12 protein-coding genes are annotated in these 19,407 nt (G+C 73.0%); 9 read left to right on the forward strand and 3 right to left on the reverse strand.

All coding sequences use genetic code 11. From position 1 onward, the window contains the following. Window positions 1–33 precede the first annotated feature (33 nt). Window positions 34–3,846 carry an AAA family ATPase gene (locus tag ACFW2G_RS22145; RefSeq protein WP_384450508.1) on the forward strand — a complete coding sequence of 1,271 codons (3,813 nt, stop codon included), beginning with the start codon at window positions 34–36 and terminating at the stop codon, window positions 3,844–3,846. Between the two features lie 184 nt (window positions 3,847–4,030). Further along, entirely contained in the window at window positions 4,031–5,464 is a 1,434-nt protein-coding gene (locus tag ACFW2G_RS22150; RefSeq protein WP_384582380.1) for a sugar porter family MFS transporter, read from the forward strand. A gap of 41 nt (window positions 5,465–5,505) precedes the next feature. Here the strand turns inward: ACFW2G_RS22150 and ACFW2G_RS22155 are convergent, their stop codons facing one another. Then, on the reverse strand, window positions 5,506–6,492 hold the full coding sequence (locus ACFW2G_RS22155; protein WP_037928313.1) for an LLM class flavin-dependent oxidoreductase: 987 nt from the start codon (window positions 6,490–6,492) through the stop codon (window positions 5,506–5,508). Between the two features lie 308 nt (window positions 6,493–6,800). On the opposite strand from ACFW2G_RS22155, the gene ftsY reads away from it, so the two are divergent. Further along, entirely contained in the window at window positions 6,801–8,015 is a 1,215-nt protein-coding gene (gene ftsY / locus ACFW2G_RS22160) for a signal recognition particle-docking protein FtsY (RefSeq protein ID WP_037928316.1), read from the forward strand. A 73-nt stretch (window positions 8,016–8,088) separates the two neighbouring features. Here ftsY and ACFW2G_RS22165 read toward each other — a convergent pair whose 3' ends face one another. After that, a complete protein-coding gene (locus ACFW2G_RS22165) occupies window positions 8,089–8,757 on the reverse strand; it encodes a bifunctional DNA primase/polymerase (RefSeq protein ID WP_384450522.1) in 669 nt (222 codons plus the stop codon). 447 nt (window positions 8,758–9,204) lie between these two features. Between ACFW2G_RS22165 and ACFW2G_RS22170 the strand changes: the two genes are divergently transcribed. From ACFW2G_RS22170 to ffh, 5 genes are all read left to right on the forward strand, one after another. Next, window positions 9,205–10,695 (forward strand): hypothetical protein, encoded by a 1,491-nt coding sequence (locus ACFW2G_RS22170; protein WP_037928321.1) that lies wholly within the window; start codon window positions 9,205–9,207, stop codon window positions 10,693–10,695. Between the two features lie 362 nt (window positions 10,696–11,057). Further along, a complete protein-coding gene (locus ACFW2G_RS22175) occupies window positions 11,058–12,401 on the forward strand; it encodes an ammonium transporter (RefSeq protein WP_384450513.1) in 1,344 nt (447 codons plus the stop codon). Next, on the forward strand, window positions 12,398–12,736 hold the full coding sequence (locus ACFW2G_RS22180) for a P-II family nitrogen regulator (RefSeq protein WP_037928327.1): 339 nt from the start codon (window positions 12,398–12,400) through the stop codon (window positions 12,734–12,736). The genes ACFW2G_RS22175 and ACFW2G_RS22180 overlap by 4 nt, the downstream gene beginning before the upstream one ends. Window positions 12,737–12,752: 16 nt before the next feature. Next, complete coding sequence (locus ACFW2G_RS22185; protein ID WP_384582382.1) at window positions 12,753–15,179, forward strand: [protein-PII] uridylyltransferase; 2,427 nt, start codon at window positions 12,753–12,755, stop codon at window positions 15,177–15,179. A 133-nt stretch (window positions 15,180–15,312) separates the two neighbouring features. After that, the gene (gene ffh / locus ACFW2G_RS22190; protein ID WP_037928333.1) at window positions 15,313–16,884 is read left to right on the forward strand and encodes a signal recognition particle protein; all 1,572 of its coding nucleotides are present in this window, start codon (window positions 15,313–15,315) and stop codon (window positions 16,882–16,884) included. A 148-nt stretch (window positions 16,885–17,032) separates the two neighbouring features. Here the strand turns inward: ffh and ACFW2G_RS22195 are convergent, their stop codons facing one another. Then, window positions 17,033–17,719, reverse strand: a complete 687-nt coding sequence (locus ACFW2G_RS22195; protein ID WP_384582384.1) for a methyltransferase type 11 — start codon at window positions 17,717–17,719, stop codon at window positions 17,033–17,035. 131 nt (window positions 17,720–17,850) lie between these two features. Between ACFW2G_RS22195 and proS the strand changes: the two genes are divergently transcribed. After that, a complete protein-coding gene (gene proS, locus ACFW2G_RS22200; RefSeq protein WP_384456606.1) occupies window positions 17,851–19,263 on the forward strand; it encodes a proline--tRNA ligase in 1,413 nt (470 codons plus the stop codon). Window positions 19,264–19,407: the final 144 nt, after the last annotated feature.

Consider the following 19,407-nt stretch of genomic DNA (forward strand, 5'->3'; position numbering starts at 1 on the left):
TGAAACCGAACGTGAAAGGTAGAGTCCGGCGGCGTGCACCTCAAGTCCCTGACCCTGCGTGGCTTCAAGTCCTTCGCCTCGGCCACCACCCTGCGCTTCGAACCCGGCATCACCTGCGTCGTGGGTCCGAACGGCTCGGGCAAGTCCAACGTCGTCGACGCGCTGTCCTGGGTCATGGGCGAACAGGGGGCCAAGTCCCTGCGCGGCGGGAAGATGGAGGACGTCATCTTCGCCGGGACCACCGGCCGCCCGCCGCTCGGGCGTGCCGAGGTCTCTCTGACGATCGACAACTCCGACGGCGCGCTGCCCATCGACTACGCCGAAGTCACCATCACCCGGATCATGTTCCGCGGCGGCAGCAGCGAGTACCAGATCAACGGTGACACCTGCCGACTGCTCGACATCCAGGAGCTGCTCTCCGACTCCGGTATCGGCCGCGAGATGCACGTCATCGTCGGCCAGGGCCAGCTGGACTCCGTCCTGCACGCCGACCCCATGGGCCGCCGCGCCTTCATCGAGGAGGCGGCGGGCGTACTGAAGCACCGCAAGCGCAAGGAGAAGGCGCTGCGGAAGCTCGATGCGATGCAGGCCAACCTCGCCCGTGTGCAGGACCTCGGCGACGAACTGCGCAGGCAGCTCAAGCCCCTGGGGCGGCAGGCGGCGGTCGCCCGACGGGCGGCCGTGATCCAGGCCGACCTGCGCGACGCGCGGCTGCGCCTGCTCGCCGACGACCTGGTCGCCCTGCGGCGGGCGCTCGCAGCGGAGATCGCGGACGAAGCGGCACTGAAGGAGCGCAAGGAGGCCGCCGAAGCCCGCCTCGCGGACGCACTGCGGCGCGAGGCCGAACTGGAGCAGGCGGTCAGGGAACTCGCGCCGCGGCTCCAGCGGGCGCAGCAGACCTGGTACGAGCTGTCGCAGCTCGCCGAACGGGTACGGGGCACCGCGTCCCTCGCCGACGCGCGGATCAAGAGCGCGACGGCGCCCGTGGAGGAGGAGCGCCGGGGCCGCGACCCCGAGGACCTGGAGCGGGAGGCCGAGCGGATCCGCGAGCAGGAGGCGGAGCTGACGGCCGCTCTGGAGGCGGCCTCGCGGGCCCTGGAGGACACCACCGGGCACCGTGCCGAGCTGGAGCGGGAGCTGGCCGAGGAGGAGCGCAGACTGCGGGACGCCGCGCGGGCCATCGCCGACCGGCGCGAGGGGCTGGCCCGGTTGACCGGGCGGCTCGGCGCGGCCCGTTCGCGGGCCGGGGCGGCCCAGGCGGAGATCGACCGGCTCGCCCTGGCCCGGGACGAGGCGCAGCGCCGGGCCGAAGCCGCGCAGGCCGAGTACGAGGCACTGGCGGAGGAGGTCGGCGGGCTCGACGACCCGTCGGCGGAGACGGACCACGAGGCGGCGCGGGCAGAGCTGAAGGAGGCCGAAGCCGCGCTCGGCGCCGCGCGCGAGGCGCTGGCGGCGGCGGAGCGGTCCCGGGCGGCGGTGTCGGCCCGGCGGGACGCGCTGGCCCTGGGGCTGCGTCGCAAGGACGGCACCGGAGCGCTGCTCGCGGCCCGGGAGCGGCTGGCCGGCGTGCTCGGGCCGGCCGCGCAGCGGCTGACGGTGACCCCGGGGTACGAAGCCGCCGTGGCCGCCGCGCTGGGCTCGGCGGCGGACGCGCTGGCCGTGGCCTCCCCGTCGGCGGCGGCCGGGGCCATCCGCCACCTGCGCGACGCGGACGCGGGGCGTGCCACGCTCCTGATCGCCCCACCGGCCGTCCTACCGGGCGGGACCGAGGGTCCCGGAGTGCCGGACGGTGCTGCCCTCCCGGGTGCGGGCGGTGCCGCCCTCCGGCCGGGCCGGGGCGGCGGGCTCGGCGCTGCCGGCGCCGACGGGGGCCGTCCCGGACCGGGCGCACGGGTGACGCCGACGGCTGCGGCGGAGGCCGTCGACGAGGAGTGCGGCCCGGGGCCCGTCCCCGCGGCCCGCGCGGGCGGGGGCGGCGGGCACGCGTCCGTGCCGGACGGGGCGGGGGTGCCCCACCAGGCCCCCGCTTCGGACGCGGTGACCGCGCCCGTACCGGTCGCCGCGCTGGTGTCCGGGGACGCCGAGGTGCAGCGGGCGCTGGCATGGGTGCTGCGCGACCACGTCGTCGTCGACACGCTCGACGAGGCCGAGGCGCTGGTCGCGCGGCGCCCCGACGCGGTGGCCGTGACCGTCGGGGGCGACCTCCTCGGTGCGCACCTCGCGCAGGGCGGATCCGCCGGAGCGCCCAGCCTGATCGAGGTGCAGGCCGCCGTCGACGAGGCTGCGGCGGAGCTGGCCGTACTGGGCGGGCGGTGCACGGAGCTTGCCGCCGCGCAGGCCGCCGCGCAGTCCCGGCGGCAGGACGCGGCCGCCCTGGTCGAGGAACTCGCCGAGCGGCGGCGGGCCGCGGAGCAGGCCCGTGCCGGGGTGGCTCAGCAGCTCGGGCGGCTCGCCGGGCAGGCGAAGGGCGCGGCCGGCGAGGCCGAGCGGGGCGCCGCCGCCGCGGCCAAGGCCCAGGACGCCCTGGAGCAGGCGCTGACCGAGGTCGAGGAGTGCGCGGAGCGGCTCGCCGTGGCCGAGGAGATGCCGGTGGAGGAGGAGCCCGACGGTTCCCGCCGGGACCGGCTCGCCGCCGACGGGGCCAACGCCCGCCAGACCGAGATGGAGGCCCGGCTCCAGCTGCGCACCCACGAGGAGCGGGTCAAGGGACTCGCCGGCCGGGCCGATTCCCTCGACCGGGCGGCCCGCGCCGAACGCGAGGCCCGGGCCCGCGCCGAGCGCCGCCGGGCCCGTCGGCGCCACGAGGCGGATGTGGCCCGCGCGGTGGCCGAGGGGGCCCGCCAGCTCCTCGCCCATGTGGAGGTCTCGCTGGGCAGGGCCGATGAGGAGCGGGCCCTGGCCGAGCGGGCCAAGGGGCTGCGTGAGCGCGAGCTCACCGACGCGCGCAACGACGGCCGCGACCTGAAGGGCGAGCTCGACAAACTCACCGACTCCGTTCACCGCGGGGAAGTCCTCGGCGCCGAGCAGCGGCTGCGCATCGAGGCCCTGGAGGCCAAGGCACTGGAGGAGTTCGGCATGGAGTCCCGTGCGCTCGTGGCCGAGTACGGTCCGGACCAGCCGGTGCCCCCGTCCCCGCCGGCGGACGGCGAGGAGCTCCCGCAGGACCCCGAGCACCCCCGCAACCGGCCGGGACCCTTCGTCCGGGCGCAGCAGGAGAAGCGGTTCAAGGCGGCCGAACGGGCGTACCAGCAGCTCGGCAAGGTCAATCCGCTGGCCCTGGAGGAGTTCGCGGCGCTGGAAGAGCGCCACGCGTTCCTCAGCGAGCAGTTGGAGGATCTCCGTAAGACACGGGCCGATCTCCTTCACGTGGTGAAGGAGGTCGACGAGCGCGTCGAGCAGGTGTTCACCGAGGCCTACCGGGACACCGCCCGAGAATTCGAGGGGGTCTTCGCGCGCTTGTTCCCGGGCGGCGAGGGCAGGTTGGTGCTGACCGACCCGGACAACATGCTCACGACGGGGGTGGACGTGGAGGCCCGCCCGCCGGGCAAGAAGGTCAAGCGCCTGTCGTTGCTCTCCGGCGGCGAGCGTTCGCTGACGGCCGTGGCCATGCTGGTGTCGATCTTCAAGGCGCGCCCCAGCCCGTTCTACGTCATGGACGAGGTCGAGGCCGCCCTCGACGACACCAACCTGCAGCGGTTGATCCGGATCATGGAGGAACTCCAGGAGAGCTCACAGCTGATCGTGATCACCCACCAGAAGCGGACGATGGAGGTCGCGGACGCGCTCTACGGCGTATCGATGCAGGGCGACGGCGTCTCCAAGGTCATCAGCCAGCGGCTCCGCTGACGAGCGTTTAGTTCAAGAAGTGAATTCTTGATGGCCGCTCTGTGCTTCCTGTGCGCTTCATCCCTGGCCTTGACTTCAGAAATTGAACGAATAGGCTCGCTCCGCTGTCCCCCGACTTCGGGTGGTGCCCGATCTTGAACTGTGCGCCACTGTAAGGACGGACGAAACCCCCACGGAGCACACCTTGACCAGCAGTACTGCGCAGTCCCCGGCGTCCGGCGGCGGATCCTCGCCCCAGCCCGACCACCTCGGCCACGTCATCTTCATCACCGCGGCCGCTGCCATGGGCGGCTTCCTCTTCGGGTACGACAGCTCCGTCATCAACGGCGCCGTCGTCGCCATCCGGGAACGCTTCGACGTCGGCTCGGAGGCGCTCGCCCAGGTGATCGCCGCCGCGCTGATCGGCTGTGCCATCGGCGCCGCCACCGCGGGGCGACTCGCCGACCGGATCGGCCGAATCCGCTGCATGCAGATCGCGGCCGTCCTCTTCACCGCCAGCGCCATCGGCTCGGCCCTGCCGTTCGCCCTCTGGGACCTCGCCATGTGGCGGGTGATCGGCGGCTTCGGCATCGGCATGGCCTCCGTCATCGGTCCCGCCTACATCGCCGAGGTCTCCCCGCCCGCCTACCGCGGCCGGCTCGCCTCCTTCCAGCAGGCCGCCATCGTCATCGGCATCGCCATCTCCCAGCTCGTCAACTGGGGCATCCTCAACCTCGCCGACGGCAACCAGCGCGGCGACATCGGCGGCCTGGAGGCGTGGCAGTGGATGCTGGGCGTCATGGTCGTCCCGGCCGTCCTCTACGGGCTGCTGTCCTTCGTCATCCCGGAGTCCCCGCGCTTCCTGGTCTCCGTCGGCCGCACCGCCGACGCCAGGAAGGTGCTGGCCGAGGTCGAGGGTTCCGGGGCCGACTTGGACGGGCGCGTCCGCGAGATCGAGCACGCGATGCACTCCGAGCACAAGTCCACCTTCAAGGACCTGCTCGGCGGCCGCTTCGGCTTCCTGCCCATCGTCTGGATCGGCATCGGCCTCTCGCTCTTCCAGCAGCTCGTCGGCATCAACGTGATCTTCTACTACAGCTCCTCGCTGTGGCAGTCGGTCGGCATCGACCCGACCAGCTCGTTCCTCTACTCCTTTACCACGTCGATCATCAACATCGTCGGCACGGTGATCGCGATGATCTTCGTGGACCGGATCGGCCGCAAGCCGCTCGCCCTCATCGGCTCGGCGGGCATGGCCGTCTCCCTCGGCCTGTGCGCGTGGGCGTTCTCCTTCACCACCGGCACCGGGGACGACATCACCCTCCCCGACGCCCAGGCCACGGTGGCCCTGGTTGCCGCACACGCCTTCGTGCTCTTCTTCGCTCTGTCCTGGGGCGTGGTCGTCTGGGTGCTGCTCGGCGAGATGTTCCCGAACCGCATCCGTGCCGCGGCGCTCGGCGTCGCCGCCTCGGCCCAGTGGATCGCCAACTGGGTCATCACCGTCTCGTTCCCGTCCCTCTCGGACTGGAACCTGTCCGGTGCCTACGTGATCTACACCGTCTTCGCATTGCTCTCGATCCCGTTCGTCCTCAAATGGGTGCCGGAGACCAAGGGCAAGGCGCTGGAGGAGATGGGGTAACCATCCCCGCCACCACCCCGTCTCCTCGGTACTGCCCCGGCTCAGCCCCTGAGCCGGGGCAGTACCTGTTCGCACAGCAGGTGCAGGCTGCGCCAGCCCTCGTCCAGCGGCATCCCCCCGCACAGCGGGTGCAGCACCAGGTTGCCCGCCGCGCCGGCGCTCCGGCCGTATGCGACCGCCTCGTCCGGGGTCAGCACCCGGTAGACGCCCTCCGCGCGCAGCTCCGCCACCGAGCGGGCGGACGACCGCACGGCGCTGCGGATGTCCTTCGACTGCCAGGACGCGTACGTCCCGGCCTCGTGCAGGAAGTGTTCACCGTGCTCGGCCCACACCCGGTCCGGGTCCTGCGCGACGTGCAGCAGCGGGGTCTCGGCCGCGGGCATCATGCAGAAGCCCTCCGTGCCGTACTCCGCCAGCCGCGCCGTGTAGTACGCCTCCAGCTCCGGCAGGTGCGCGCTGGGGAAGAAGGGCAGCCCGAGCCGGGCGGCGCGGCGCGCGGCCGCCTCCGAACTGCCACCCACCAGCAGCAGCGGGTGCGGCCGGGTGAGGGGAGTCGGGGTGACCCGTACCGTGCGGCCGCGGAACTCGAACGGCCGGCCGGTCCACGCCTTCAGCAGGGTCTCCAGCAGCTCGTCCTGGAGCCTGCCGCGCCGGCCCCACTCCACGCCGTGCTGCTCGTATTCCTCGGGCCGGTAGCCGATCCCCGCGACGGTCACCAGGCGCCCGCCGCTCAGCAGGTCCAGTACGGCGATGTCCTCGGCGACCTTCAACGGGTCGTGCAGCGGGCCGATGACCGCCGACACGGTGACGGTGATCCGACGGGTCGCGCCGAAGACCGCGCCCGCGAAGGCGAAGGGGGAGGGAAGCCAGTTGTTGTCCGTGCCGTGGTGCTCCTCGGTCTGGACGGTGTCCATTCCGCGGTCGTCCGCGTAGCGCGCCATCTCCAGCGCGGCCCTGTAGCGGGCCGAGAGGGACTCGGGGGTGCCGTTCGGGTCGACCAGATTGAACCGGGCCACGGTGATGGGCATGGCGGAGTCCCCCTTCGCCGGACGGGGTGGAGCGGTGGAGAGGACGTTAGCTGACGAGTTGTCAGTTGGACAGGTGTCCCGCGAGCGGCCCCCGGCTCCGGGGCCGGGGCCGGACCGGCGCAGCCGCCCTCGCGCCGGGAACGGTTCCGGCGGCCCGGCCGGCACTCGCGCGGCTGCTCCCCGAGGGGGTGCGGGCAGGGCCACCCGTCGGCGCGGCCGCGGAGCCGAAACCGCAGACAGGGCTTGTCCCCGGCCCGCGAGCCCGGGTTCCCGGCTCCGCGGTGGCCGTGGCCGATACTGGGGGGGTTATGGACATCCTCATCCTTGCTGTAGTCATCGCCCTGGTCGCGGTCGGCGTGATCAGCGGGCTCGTGGTCAGCAGCCGCAAGAAGAAGCAGCTGCCGCCCCCGGCACCGCAGAGCACGCCGACCATTACTGCCCCGCCCGCCGAGCCGCAGGTGGGGGAGGACGCCGTAGAGACGGCGGAAGAGCCGCGCCGCACGATCGAGGAGGTCGGGCTCCCGGGAGCCGGGGCTCCCGTCGAAGCGCCGGCCGCCGAGCCGGAGGCGGTCCCGGCCGCGCCCGAGATCGAGGTGCCCGAGCCCGCCGCCGGCCGCCTGGTCCGGCTCCGCGCGCGTCTCGCCCGTTCGCAGAACTCCCTCGGCAAGGGACTGCTCACGCTGCTCTCGCGCGAGCACCTCGACGAGGACACCTGGGAGGAGATCGAGGAGACCCTCCTCGTCGCCGACGTCGGCGTCGTGCCCACCCAGGAGCTCGTCGAGCGGCTCCGTGAGCGGGTCAAGGTCCTCGGCACCCGCACTCCGGCCGATCTGCGCGCCCTGCTCAAGGAAGAGCTGCTGACCCTGGTCGGCACCGACTTCGACCGGGCCGTGAAGACGGAGAGCGGCGAGGACACCCCCGGCGTGATCATGGTCGTCGGCGTCAACGGCACCGGCAAGACCACCACCACCGGCAAGCTGGCCCGGGTGCTCGTCGCGGACGGCCGCAGCGTGGTGCTCGGCGCGGCCGACACCTTCCGCGCCGCGGCCGCCGACCAGCTGCAGACCTGGGGCGAGCGCGTCGGCGCCCGTACCGTCCGCGGCCCCGAGGGCGGCGACCCGGCCTCGATCGCCTACGACGCGGTCAAGGAGGGCATCGCCGAGGGTGCCGACGTCGTGCTCATCGACACCGCCGGCCGACTGCACACCAAGACCGGCCTCATGGACGAGCTCGGCAAGGTCAAGCGCGTCGTCGAGAAGCACGGCCCGCTGGACGAGATCCTGCTGGTCCTGGACGCCACCACGGGGCAGAACGGCCTGACCCAGGCGCGTGTCTTCGCCGAGGTCGTCGACATCACCGGCATCGTGCTCACCAAGCTCGACGGCACGGCCAAGGGCGGCATCGTCGTCGCCGTCCAGCGCGAACTGGGCGTCCCGGTCAAGCTCGTCGGTCTCGGCGAGGGTGCGGACGACCTGGCTCCGTTCGAGCCCGAGGCGTTCGTGGACGCCCTGATCGGCGACTGAGCACCGCCCGCGCAGACACCGGTGCCCCCGCCTTCCGTGAGGAACGCGGGGGCACCGGCGCGTACGGGGCCTCTCAGCGGCGGAACCGGTGGCAGATGTACGCCAGGGTGCCCAGCAGCAGCCGTGCCTGCGGCGGGCCGCCCGCCGAGTCGAGGGCGGGCGGCCGCAGCCAGCGGGCCCGGCCGAGCCCGCCCCGGTCCGATGGCGGGGCCGTCACGAAGGCCCCCGGGCCCAGGGCGTGCAGGTCCAGGTCGGCGTCGTCCCAGCCCATCCGGTACAGCAGCTGCGGCAGCTCCGCCGCCGCCCCGGGAGCGACGAAGAACTGCGCGCGGCCGTCCGCGGTGGCGATGACCGGGCCGAGCGGCAGGCCCATACGCTCCAGCCGCACCAGCGCGCGCCGCCCGGCCTCCTCGGAGACCTCGATGACGTCGAAGGCGCGGCCCACCGGGAGCATGACCGCCGCGCCGGGACAGTCGCCCCAGGCCTCGGTGACCTCGTCCAGAGTGGCGCCGGCCGGGACCGTGGGGGCGAAGGCCAGCGGATGCGCTCCGGGTGCGGCGCACCGGCCGTCCCCGCAGGAGCAGTCGCGGGAGGGCGCCGCCGCGCGCGCCCCGGGGACCACGTCCCAGCCCCACAGCCCGGTGTACTCCGCCACCGTCGTGCACTCCGAGGTCCGGCCGCGGCGCCGGGTACCGGAACGGAACTCCTTGGTGCCGCGGCTGCTGCCGATCGTGAAGCCCATGCCCATGCCCATGCCCCCTCCAACGGGTCGGACGCGTCGGTGGTTACGACGCCTGCGGTGAGGGAGCCGGGGAGCCCGCCGCGCCGCCCCGCGGACCTCCGCCGCAGGGCGGCGGGGGAGTGCCCGGTGCTGCCCGCCCGGCGCACTCCTCGCCACGCGCGCCCCGAGCGCACTCCAGTCCAACCGGTCCGTTTCGCCTTCCTGTCAAGTGAATCGCGCCTGGCCGGTGGCGCGTTCATTCGAAGGGGTGGCGAATGGTGGCGTTTCCGCGAACGGCCTCGCCGCAGGGGTGATCGTAGGATTACTTTCGGTGCACGAACCCCGAGGCGGGCCCACACGTGGGTATGCCGGAGGCAATGGGTGAAGGACCTGTGAAGGTCTGTGGTGACGCCCGGCTTCCCGGCCAGGGTTTCGTAGGGAGAAGACTGAGCAGATGGGGGCGTTCCAGTGAGCGGCAACGGCGCAAGCGGAACGATCGACGATGCTGCTGCGCGCAACGAACAGCTGACCTCGTGGTTCGTCCGCAGCGGCTGGTCGAAGGGCGAGCTCGCCCGGCAGGTCAACCGCCGGGCCCGGCAGATGGGCGCCCACCACATCAGCACGGACACCTCCCGGGTGCGCCGCTGGCTGGACGGTGAGCAGCCCCGCGAGCCCGTGCCGAGGATCCTGTCCGAGCTGTTCTCCGAGCGCTTCGGCTCCGTCGTCGCCATCGAACAGCTCGGGCTGCGCACCGCGCACCAGACCCCCTCCGTCTCCGGGGTCGACCTGCCCTGGGCCGGCCCGCAGACCGTCGAACTGCTCGGCGAGTTCTCCCGCAGCGACCTGATGCTGGCCCGCCGCGGCTTCCTCGGGCCCTCCCTCGCGCTCTCCGCGGGCCCCGCCCTCATCGAGCCCATGCAGCGCTGGCTCGTACCGGCCCCGGCCGCCGACCCGGGACCGCGCGGGGCGGGGCCGACGGGAGCCCTCGGCGGCCACCGCCCGCCCCGGCTCTCCGAACCCGAGCTCGACCTCCTCGACGCCACCACCGTCATGTTCCGGCAGTGGGACGCCCAGTGCGGCGGCGGGCTGCGCCGCAAGGCCGTCGTGGGCCAGCTCCACGAGGTCACCGACCTGCTCCAGGAGAACCACCCCGCCCCGGTCATGAAGCGGCTCTTCAAGGTCGCCGCGGAACTCGCCGAGCTGGCCGGCTGGATGAGCTACGACATCGGCCTGCACCCCACCGCGCAGAAGTACTTCGTCCTCGCGCTGCACGCCGCGAAGGAGGCCGGGGACAAGCCGCTCGGCTCGTACATCCTCTCCGGGATGAGCCGCCAGATGATCCACCTCGGCCGCCCCGAGGACGCGCTCGAACTCATCCACCTCGCGCAGTACGGCAGCCGCGACTGCGCCGGCCCCCGCACCCAGGCCATGCTGTATGCGATGGAGGCCCGCGCGTACGCCAACATGGGCCAGCCCAGCCGCTGCAAGCGGGCCGTCCGGATGGCCGAGGACACCTTCGGCGACGTCGGCTTCGCGGACGAGCCGGAGCCCGACTGGATCCGCTTCTTCTCCGAGGCCGAGCTGAACGGCGAAAACTCCCACTCGTACCGGGACCTGGCCTACGTCGCCGGACGCAGCCCCATGTACGCCTCCCTCGCCGAGCCCGTCATGGAGCGGGCCGTCGAGCTCTTCGGGAAGGACCAGGAACACCAGCGGTCCTACGCCCTCAACCTCATCGGCATGGCCACCGTCCACCTGCTCCAGCGCGAGCCGGAGCAGGCCGCCGTCTTCGTCGACCGGGCCCTCGACGTGGCGGGAAAGGTGCGCTCGGAGCGGGTGAACACCCGCCTGCGCAAGACCGTCGACAGCGCCGCCCGTGCATACGGCGACGTCGCAGAGGTGGTCCGGCTCACCGACCACCTCGCCTCACGGCTCCCCGAGGCCGCGGAGGCCGTCTGACGGCCCCCGGGCCGCCCCCAGGCTCCGGCCGCGGCAGTCACCCCGTGAAGCCCGATCAGGCTCCCCCAGCCAGGACGTCCGGGTCACTGCCGCGGCCGGTCGCAGCACTCCTCCCGCGATCCGGCCGCCGCCCCTCAGGCGGAGGCGGACGCCCTTCGCCGTGGTCCGCCCGTGCGCGATCCCGGTCGTTCATGGCGCCGTAACACGGCAGACCTCTTCGTCATCGGAGCGAAACACCGAGCGGCGCCGCCGGAAACCGGCCTGCGCGAATCTCATGGCCAATAACCGGCCAGTTCCTGTTGCCGCCGCTCAGGTTCTCACGATCGCCCGCACGCGAACGTACCGACGACGAGGAGACGCCGATGGCATCAGCCATCACGACCCTCGCGGCAGACGCCCCGACGCTCTCTGCCGCGAACACCGGGTTCATGCTCATCTGCTCCGCCCTGGTCATGCTGATGACTCCGGGACTCGCCTTCTTCTACGGAGGCATGGTCCGCGTCAAGAGCAGCCTCAACATGCTGATGATGAGCTTCATCAGCCTGGGGATCGTCACGATCCTATGGGTGCTCTACGGCTTCAGCCTCGCCTTCGGCACCGATGCCGGATCCCTCATCGGCTGGAACTCCGACTACGTGGGCCTGAGCGGCATCGGGATCACCGAGCTCTGGGACGGCTACACCATCCCGGTGTACGTCTTCGCCGTCTTCCAGCTGATGTTCGCCGTCATCACCCCGGCCCTGATCAGCGGCGCCCTCGCGGACCGCGTGAAGTTCAGCGCCTGGGTCCTGTTCACCGCGCTGTGGGTCACCGTCGTGTACTTCCCCGTCGCCCACTGGGTCTGGGGCGCCGGCGGCTGGCTCTTCGAGATGGGCGTCATCGACTTCGCCGGCGGCACCGCCGTCCACATCAACGCCGGTGCCGCGGCCCTGGGCGTGATCCTGGTCATCGGCAAGCGCGTCGGCTTCAAGAAGGACCCGATGCGCCCGCACAGCCTCCCCCTCGTGATGCTGGGCGCCGGCCTCCTCTGGTTCGGCTGGTTCGGCTTCAACGCGGGTTCCTGGCTCGGCAACGACGACGGCGTCGGCGCGGTCATGTTCGTCAACACCCAGGTCGCCACCGCCGCCGCCATGCTGGCCTGGCTCGCCTACGAGAAGCTGCGCCACGGCTCCTTCACCACCCTCGGCGCCGCCTCCGGCGCGGTCGCCGGCCTCGTCGCCATCACCCCCGCGGGCGGCGCCGTCAGCCCGCTCGGAGCGATCGCGGTCGGTGCCATCGCCGGTGTGCTCTGCGCCATGGCGGTGGGCCTGAAGTACAAGTTCGGCTACGACGACTCCCTGGACGTCGTCGGCGTCCACCTCGTCGGCGGTGTCGCCGGCTCCCTGCTCGTCGGCCTCTTCGCCACCGGCGGGGTCCAGTCCGACGTGGCCGGCCTCTTCTACGGCGGCGGCCTGGAGCAGCTCGGCAAGCAGGCCGTCGGAGTCTTCTCCGTCCTCGCCTACTCTCTGGTGGCATCCGCAGTGCTCGCCCTCCTCCTCGACAAGACCATCGGGATGCGGGTCTCCGAGGACGACGAGGTCGCCGGCATCGACCAGATCGAACACGCCGAGACCGCATACGACTTCAGCGGAGCCGGTGGCGGAGCCGCCGCGCGGAGCACCGCCGCCCCCACCACCTCCGCCGCGAGCAAGAAGGTTGACGCATGAAGCTGATCACCGCGATCGTCAAGCCGCACAAGCTGGACGAGATCAAGGAGGCACTCCAGGCCTTCGGAGTGCAGGGCCTCACGGTCAGCGAGGCCAGCGGCTACGGCCGGCAGCGCGGCCACACCGAGGTCTACCGGGGCGCCGAGTACCAGGTCGACCTCGTCCCCAAGATCCGCATCGAGGTGCTGGTCGACGACTCCGACGCCGAAGAGCTCATCCGGGTCGTCGTGAGCGCGGCGTCCACCGGCAAGATCGGTGACGGCAAGGTGTGGAGCGTCCCCGTGGACTCGGTCGTCCGGGTCCGCACCGGCGAGCGCGGCGCGGACGCGCTCTAACAACGGGAGCTCCTGGGTGACGAGCGTCGAAGACACCACCGACCACACGGCCGACTCGGGACCCAGCGGATACGCCGCGGCCCGGCTGCGACTCCTCCAGGAGGAGTCGCAGTCCGGGCCCTCGCGGCGTTCCGCCCTGGCCGGGCTGACCGACGAATGGCTGAACGCCCTCTTCGCCACCGCCGCACGCGAGACCGGCGTCCGCGGCGCCACCCTCGTGGCCGTCGGCGGCTACGGCAGGGCCGAACTCTCCCCCCGCAGCGACCTCGACCTGCTGCTGCTGCACGACGGCAAGGCCGAGCCCCGGGCGCTCGGCACACTGGCCGACCGCCTCTGGTACCCGGTGTGGGACCTCGGCGTCGCCCTCGACCACTCGGTACGCACCCCCGCCGAGGCCCGCAGGACGGCCGCCGAGGACCTGAAGGTGCACCTCGGCCTGCTGGACGCCCGGACGGTCGCGGGCGACGCCGGGCTCCTGGCCGGCCTGCGGACCTCCGTACTGGCCGACTGGCGCAACCAGGCGCCGAAACGGCTCCCGGAGCTGCACTCCCTGTGCCGCGAGCGGGCCGAGCGGGCCGGGGAACTCCGCTTCCTGCTCGAACCCGATCTCAAGGAGGCCCGCGGCGGGCTCCGGGACGCCACCGCGCTGCGTGCGGTCGCCGCCTCCTGGCTGGCGGACGCCCCCCGCGAAGGCCTCGCCGAGGCCCGCCGGCGCCTCCTGGACGCCCGCGACGCCCTCCACCTGGTCACGGGCCGGGCCACCGACCGGCTCTCGCTCCAGGAACAGGACCAGGTCGCCGCGCAGCTCGGGCTCCTCGACGCCGACGCCCTGCTGCGCGAGGTGTACGAGGCCGCGCGCGTGGTCGCGTACGCCGGCGACGTGACCTGGCGGGAGGTCGGCCGGGTGCTGCGGGCCCGCGCCGCCCGGCCCCGGCTGCGCGGACTGCTGCCCGGCCGCAGCGCCCCCGCCGCCACCCGGGCGCCCCTGGCCGAAGGCGTCGTGGAGTCCGACGGCGAGGCCGTCCTGGCCCTGGCCGCCCGCCCGGACCGGGACCCCGTACTGCCCCTGCGGCTGGCCGCGGCCGCCGCGCAGGCGGGGCTCCCGGTGTCACCGCACGCCGTACGCCGCCTCGCGCAGCAGGGGAAGGCGCTGCCGGTGCCCTGGCCGGCCGAGGCCCGGGAGCAACTGCTCACGCTCCTGGGCGCGGGGGAGCCGACCGTGGCCGTCTGGGAAGCCATGGAGGCGGAAGGGCTGATCACCCGGCTGCTGCCCGACTGGGAGCGGGTGCGCTGCCGCCCGCAGCGCAACCCCGTCCACACCTGGACCGTGGACCGGCACCTGATCGAGACGGCGGTGCAGGCTGCGGCCCTCACCCGCCGGGTGGGCCGCCCCGACCTGCTGCTGACGGCCGCCCTCCTGCACGACATCGGCAAGGGCTGGCCGGGCGACCACTCGCTGGCCGGCGAGACCATCGCCCGGGACGTCGCCGCACGGGTGGGCTTCGACGCCCAGGACGTCGCCGTGCTGGGCGCCCTCGTACGCCACCACCTGCTGCTGATCGACACCGCCACGCGCCGCGACCTGGACGACCCCGCCACCGTCCGCTCCGTCGCCGAGGCCGTCGGCTCGGTGGGCACGCTGGAGATACTGCACGCCCTGACCGAGGCGGACGCCCTGGCCACCGGCCCGGCCGCGTGGAGCGCCTGGCGCGGCTCGCTCGTGGCGGACCTCGTCGCACGCGTCGCCGCCGTGCTGCGCGGCGCGCCGCCCGCCGAGCGGGAGGCGGAGATCCCGAGCGCCGAGCAGGAACGGCTGGCGGTGGAGGCCCTGCGCACCCGCGAGCCGGTGCTGGCGCTCCACGCCCGCCAGGAGGAGGATGCGGTCGGCGTCGAGCTCGTGGTGGCGGTGCCCGACCAGCCGGGCGTCCTGCCCGCCGCGGCGGGGGTGCTGGCCCTGCACCGGCTCACCGTACGGGCCGCGGACCTGCGCTCGGTGGAACTCCCGGACCGGCTCGGCGAGGTCCTCGTGCTGCGGTGGCGGGTGGCGGCCGAGTACGGGGCGCTGCCCGAGGCGGCCCGGCTGCGCACCGACCTGCTGCGCGCGCTGGACGGCTCGCTGGACGTCCCGGCGAAACTGGCCGACCGCGAGGCGGCCTACCCGCGCCGGCGCGGGGTCGTCCCGCCGCCGCCCCGGGTCACGGTGGTCCCGGACGTCTCCTCGCTGGCCACGGTGCTGGAGGTGCGCGCGCCGGACGCCGTCGGCCTGCTGCACCGGATCGGCCGGGCCCTGGAAGCGGCGGGTGTCCGGGTGCGCAGTGCCCATGTCTCCACGCTGGGCGCCAATGCGGTGGACACGCTGTACGTGACCACCCCCGAGGGCAAGCCCCTCGACCCCGCGGCGGCGACCGCCCTGGCGGCCGCCGTGACGTCCGCCCTCTCCTGACGCGGCGCGGGTCCGGGAGGCATCCCGGACCCCCGCCCCGGAGGGAAACCCGCCCGCCGGGCCGGACGGACGGCGCGGGCGGATACCCTGGGGGACGACCACAACGCCCCCGACCCGAGGAATCGCGACCACCGTGTTCGATACGCTCTCCGACCGCTTGGCGAATACCTTCAAGGGCCTGCGCGGCAAAGGCCGGCTGTCCGAGGCTGACATCGACGCAGCGGCCCGGGAAATCCGTATCGCCCTCCTTGAGGCCGACGTCGCCCTCCCGGTCGTCCGCTCCTTCATCGCGAACGTCAAGGAACGCGCGCGCGGCGAAGAGGTCAGCAAGGCCCTGAACCCGGGCCAGCAGGTCCTGAAGATCGTCAACGACGAGCTCATCACCATCCTCGGCGGCGAGACCCGGCGGCTGCGCTTCGCCAAGACCGCCCCCACCGTGATCATGCTCGCCGGCCTCCAGGGCGCCGGTAAGACCACCCTCGCCGGAAAGCTCGGCCTCTGGCTCAAGGGGCAGGGCCACACCCCGCTCCTCGTCGCGTGCGACCTCCAGCGCCCGAACGCGGTCAACCAGCTCTCCGTCGTCGCCGACCGCGCGGGCGTGGCCTTCTACGGCCCTCAGCCGGGCAACGGCGTCGGCGACCCGGTCCAGGTCGCGAAGGACTCCGTCGAGTACGCGCGGACCAAGCAGTTCGACATCGTCATCGTCGACACCGCCGGCCGCCTCGGCATCGACCAGGAGCTGATGCAGCAGGCCGCGGACATCCGCGACGCCGTCAGTCCCGACGAGATCCTCTTCGTCGTCGACGCCATGATCGGCCAGGACGCGGTCAACACCGCCGAGGCCTTCCGCGACGGCGTCGGCTTCGACGGCGTGGTGCTCTCCAAGCTCGACGGCGACGCCCGCGGTGGTGCCGCGCTCTCCATCGCGCACGTCACCGGCAAGCAGATCATGTTCGCCTCGAACGGCGAGAAGCTCGACGACTTCGATGCCTTCCACCCCGACCGCATGGCGGGTCGGATCCTCGACATGGGTGACATGCTCACCCTCATCGAGCAGGCCGAGAAGACCTTCTCGCAGGCCGAGGCCGAGAAGATGGCGGCCAAGCTCGCCAAGGGCCCCAAGGAGTTCACGCTCGACGACTTCCTGGCCCAGATGGAGCAGGTCCGCAAGATGGGCTCCATCTCCAAGCTGCTCGGCATGCTGCCCGGCATGGGGCAGATCAAGGACCAGATCAACAACATCGACGAGCGGGACGTGGACCGCACCGCGGCGATCATCAAGTCGATGACCCCGGCCGAGCGCCAGGACCCGACGATCATCAACGGCTCGCGCCGCGCCCGTATCGCCAAGGGCTCGGGCACCGAGGTCAGCGCCGTCAAGTCGCTGGTCGAGCGGTTCTTCGACGCCCGCAAGATGATGTCCCGCATGGCCCAGGGCGGCGGGATGCCCGGCATGCCGGGCATCCCCGGGATGGGCGGCGGCCCCGGCCGGCAGAAGAAGCAGGTCAAGCAGGCCAAGGGCAAGCGCAAGAGCGGCAACCCGATGAAGCGCAAGCAGGAGGAGGCTGCTGCCGCGGCCCGCCGCGAGCAGGGCGCGCAGGCGATCGACCCGGCCGCCGCGTCCAACCCCTTCGGCCTTCCCGCCGGCGGTCAGGATGGTCAGGACTTCGACCTTCCGGACGAGTTCAAGAAGTTCATGAAGTAGGTGCGCGCAGCAGGCGGCAGCAGGCGCAGCCGGCCGCCGACCACCGCGACGAGGGCCCCGGCCGGGGTACGGGCAGCCGCCCGCACGGCCGGGGCCCTTCCGTCTCCATCGGGCAGGAGGGCGGGGCGTCCCTGCCGCCGGCCGGCCCTCAGGCCACCCGGGCGATCACGTACCGGAAGATGTTCGGCAGCCACACGGTGCCGTCGGATCGCTCGAACGGGTGAAGCACTTCGGCGAGCTCCTTCTCGACGAGCGCCGCGTCGGACGCCCCGTCGTAGAGCCCGGTCGACAACAGCCCGCGCACCGCGCTGTCCACGTCCGCGTAGCCGAAGGGGCAGAACACCCGCCCCGACCCGTCCGGCCGCAGCCCGGCGCGCTCCACGACCGCGTCCAGGTCCCCGGGCGCCGGACCGCCTCCCAGTACCGAGGGCACCGTGCAACGCTCGGCCGGACCCCAGTCGGCCAGCACCACGGCGCCGCCGCGTCTGACGGCCGGCAGTGCCGAGGCCAGGGCCGCCGGGTCCGGGGAAAAGGCCAGCAGGGCGTCGTAGGGGCGGGATACCGAGGACGCCGACGGCGGGGCCGCAAGCACCTCCAGAAGCCGCTCACGGGCCAGCGCCCGCCGGGCCGGATCCGCCTCCACGCCCGTGGCCGCGGCTCCCCTCGCGGACGCCAGCAGCAGGGCCAGGCCGGCCCCACAGCCGAGGCCCAGCAGCCGGTCACCCGGCCCGACCTCGATCCGGTCGAAGACCGCCTCGTACAGCGGTACCAGCATCCGTTCCTGGATCTCCGCCCAGTCCCGGGCGACGAGCGTCGCGGTCGGCGTCGGTGTCATCGAAAGAGCGCTCCTGATTCCGTCTCGCCCCCCAGCCCCCGTTGCCAGAGAACTCCCCATTCGCTCCCGCGTCCAGAGGAGCGCGGCACCCGATTCACGCATCCCGTGCCGGGCGCCGTACGATTCGCGGCATGGCAAAGGCACCCGTTCTCACCCCGCAGGCGGAGGATTTCCCCCGCTGGTACCAGGATCTGATCAACAAGGCCGAGCTGGCCGACAACGGTCCGGTCCGCGGCACCATGGTCATCCGACCGTACGGCTACGGCCTGTGGGAGCGGATGCAGCAGGAGATGGACGCCCGCATCAAGGACCAGGGCGCCCAGAACGCGTACTTCCCCCTCTTCATCCCGCAGTCGTACCTGACTCGGGAGGCCGAGCACGTCGAGGGCTTCGCCCCCGAGCTCGCGGTCGTCACGCACGGCGGCGGCAAGGAGCTCGAGGAGCCGGTCGTCGTCCGGCCCACCTCCGAGACGATCATCAACGACTACTTCTCCAAGTGGGTCCAGAGCTACCGCGACCTGCCCCTGCTGATCAACCAGTGGGCCAATGTGGTCCGCTGGGAGATGCGCCCCCGCGTGTTCCTCCGCACGAGCGAGTTCCTCTGGCAGGAGGGCCACACGGCCCACGCCACCTACGAGGACGCCCGCGACTACGCCGCCCGCATCCACCGCGACGTCTACGGCGACTTCATGACGAACGTGCTCGGCATCGACGTCGTGCTCGGCCGCAAGACCGCCAAGGAGCGCTTCGCGGGCGCCATCAACACCCTCACCCTCGAAGGCATGATGGGTGACGGCAAGGCCCTGCAGATGGGCACCAGCCACGAGCTCGGCACCAACTTCGCCAAGGCCTTCAACACGCAGTACCTGTCCAAGGAAGGCAAGCAGGAACTCGTCTGGCAGACCTCGTGGGGCGTCTCGACCCGCATGGTCGGCGGTCTGATCATGTCCCACGGCGACGACAACGGGCTGCGCGTCCCGCCGCGTCTGGCCCACGTGCAGGTCGTCGTCATGGCGATCAAGGGCGACGAGGCCGTCGCCAAGGTTCGGGAGCTGGGCGACCGACTGAAGGCCGCAGGCATTCGCGTGCAGGTCGACGACCGCGTCGACACCCCCTTCGGCCGCCGCGCCGTGGACTGGGAGCTCAAGGGCGTGCCGGTCCGCATCGAGATCGGTCCCCGCGACCTGGAGGCCGGCACCGCGATGCTGGCCCGCCGGATCCCGGGCGGCAAGACCCCGGTGCAGATCGACGCGCTCGCCGACCTGCTGCCCAAGGTGCTCGACGAGGACCAGGCGCAGCTGCTGCGCGAGTCCCGCGAGCGCCGCGAGGCACGCACCTCGGACGTCGCGACCATCGAGGAGGCCGCGGAGGCCGCCGTGGCCGGCGGCTGGGCGCGCATCCCGTGGGCGGACCTCGGGCCGGAGGGCGAGGCGAAGCTGGCCGAGCAGGCCGTCTCCGTGCGCTGCCTGGTCGCCGAGGACGGGTCCGTGCCGGACGCCGACGACGCTCCCGGTAACCTCGCCATCGTGGCGCGCGCGTACTGATCCTGCCGCCGGAGGCTTCCGGGCCCCGGGGGCCCGCGGGGGGGCCCCCGCCCGGGGCGGGGGGGTGGGGGGGGGGGTTGGGAGCCCCAACACCCCGGGTTGGGGCCCCCCCCCCCCCGGGGGCCGCAGGGGGGGGAAAAGCGG

Origin of the sequence: Streptomyces sp. NPDC058880 (assembly GCF_042742535.1) — a bacterium.
Classification (GTDB): Bacteria; Actinomycetota; Actinomycetes; order Streptomycetales; family Streptomycetaceae; genus Streptomyces.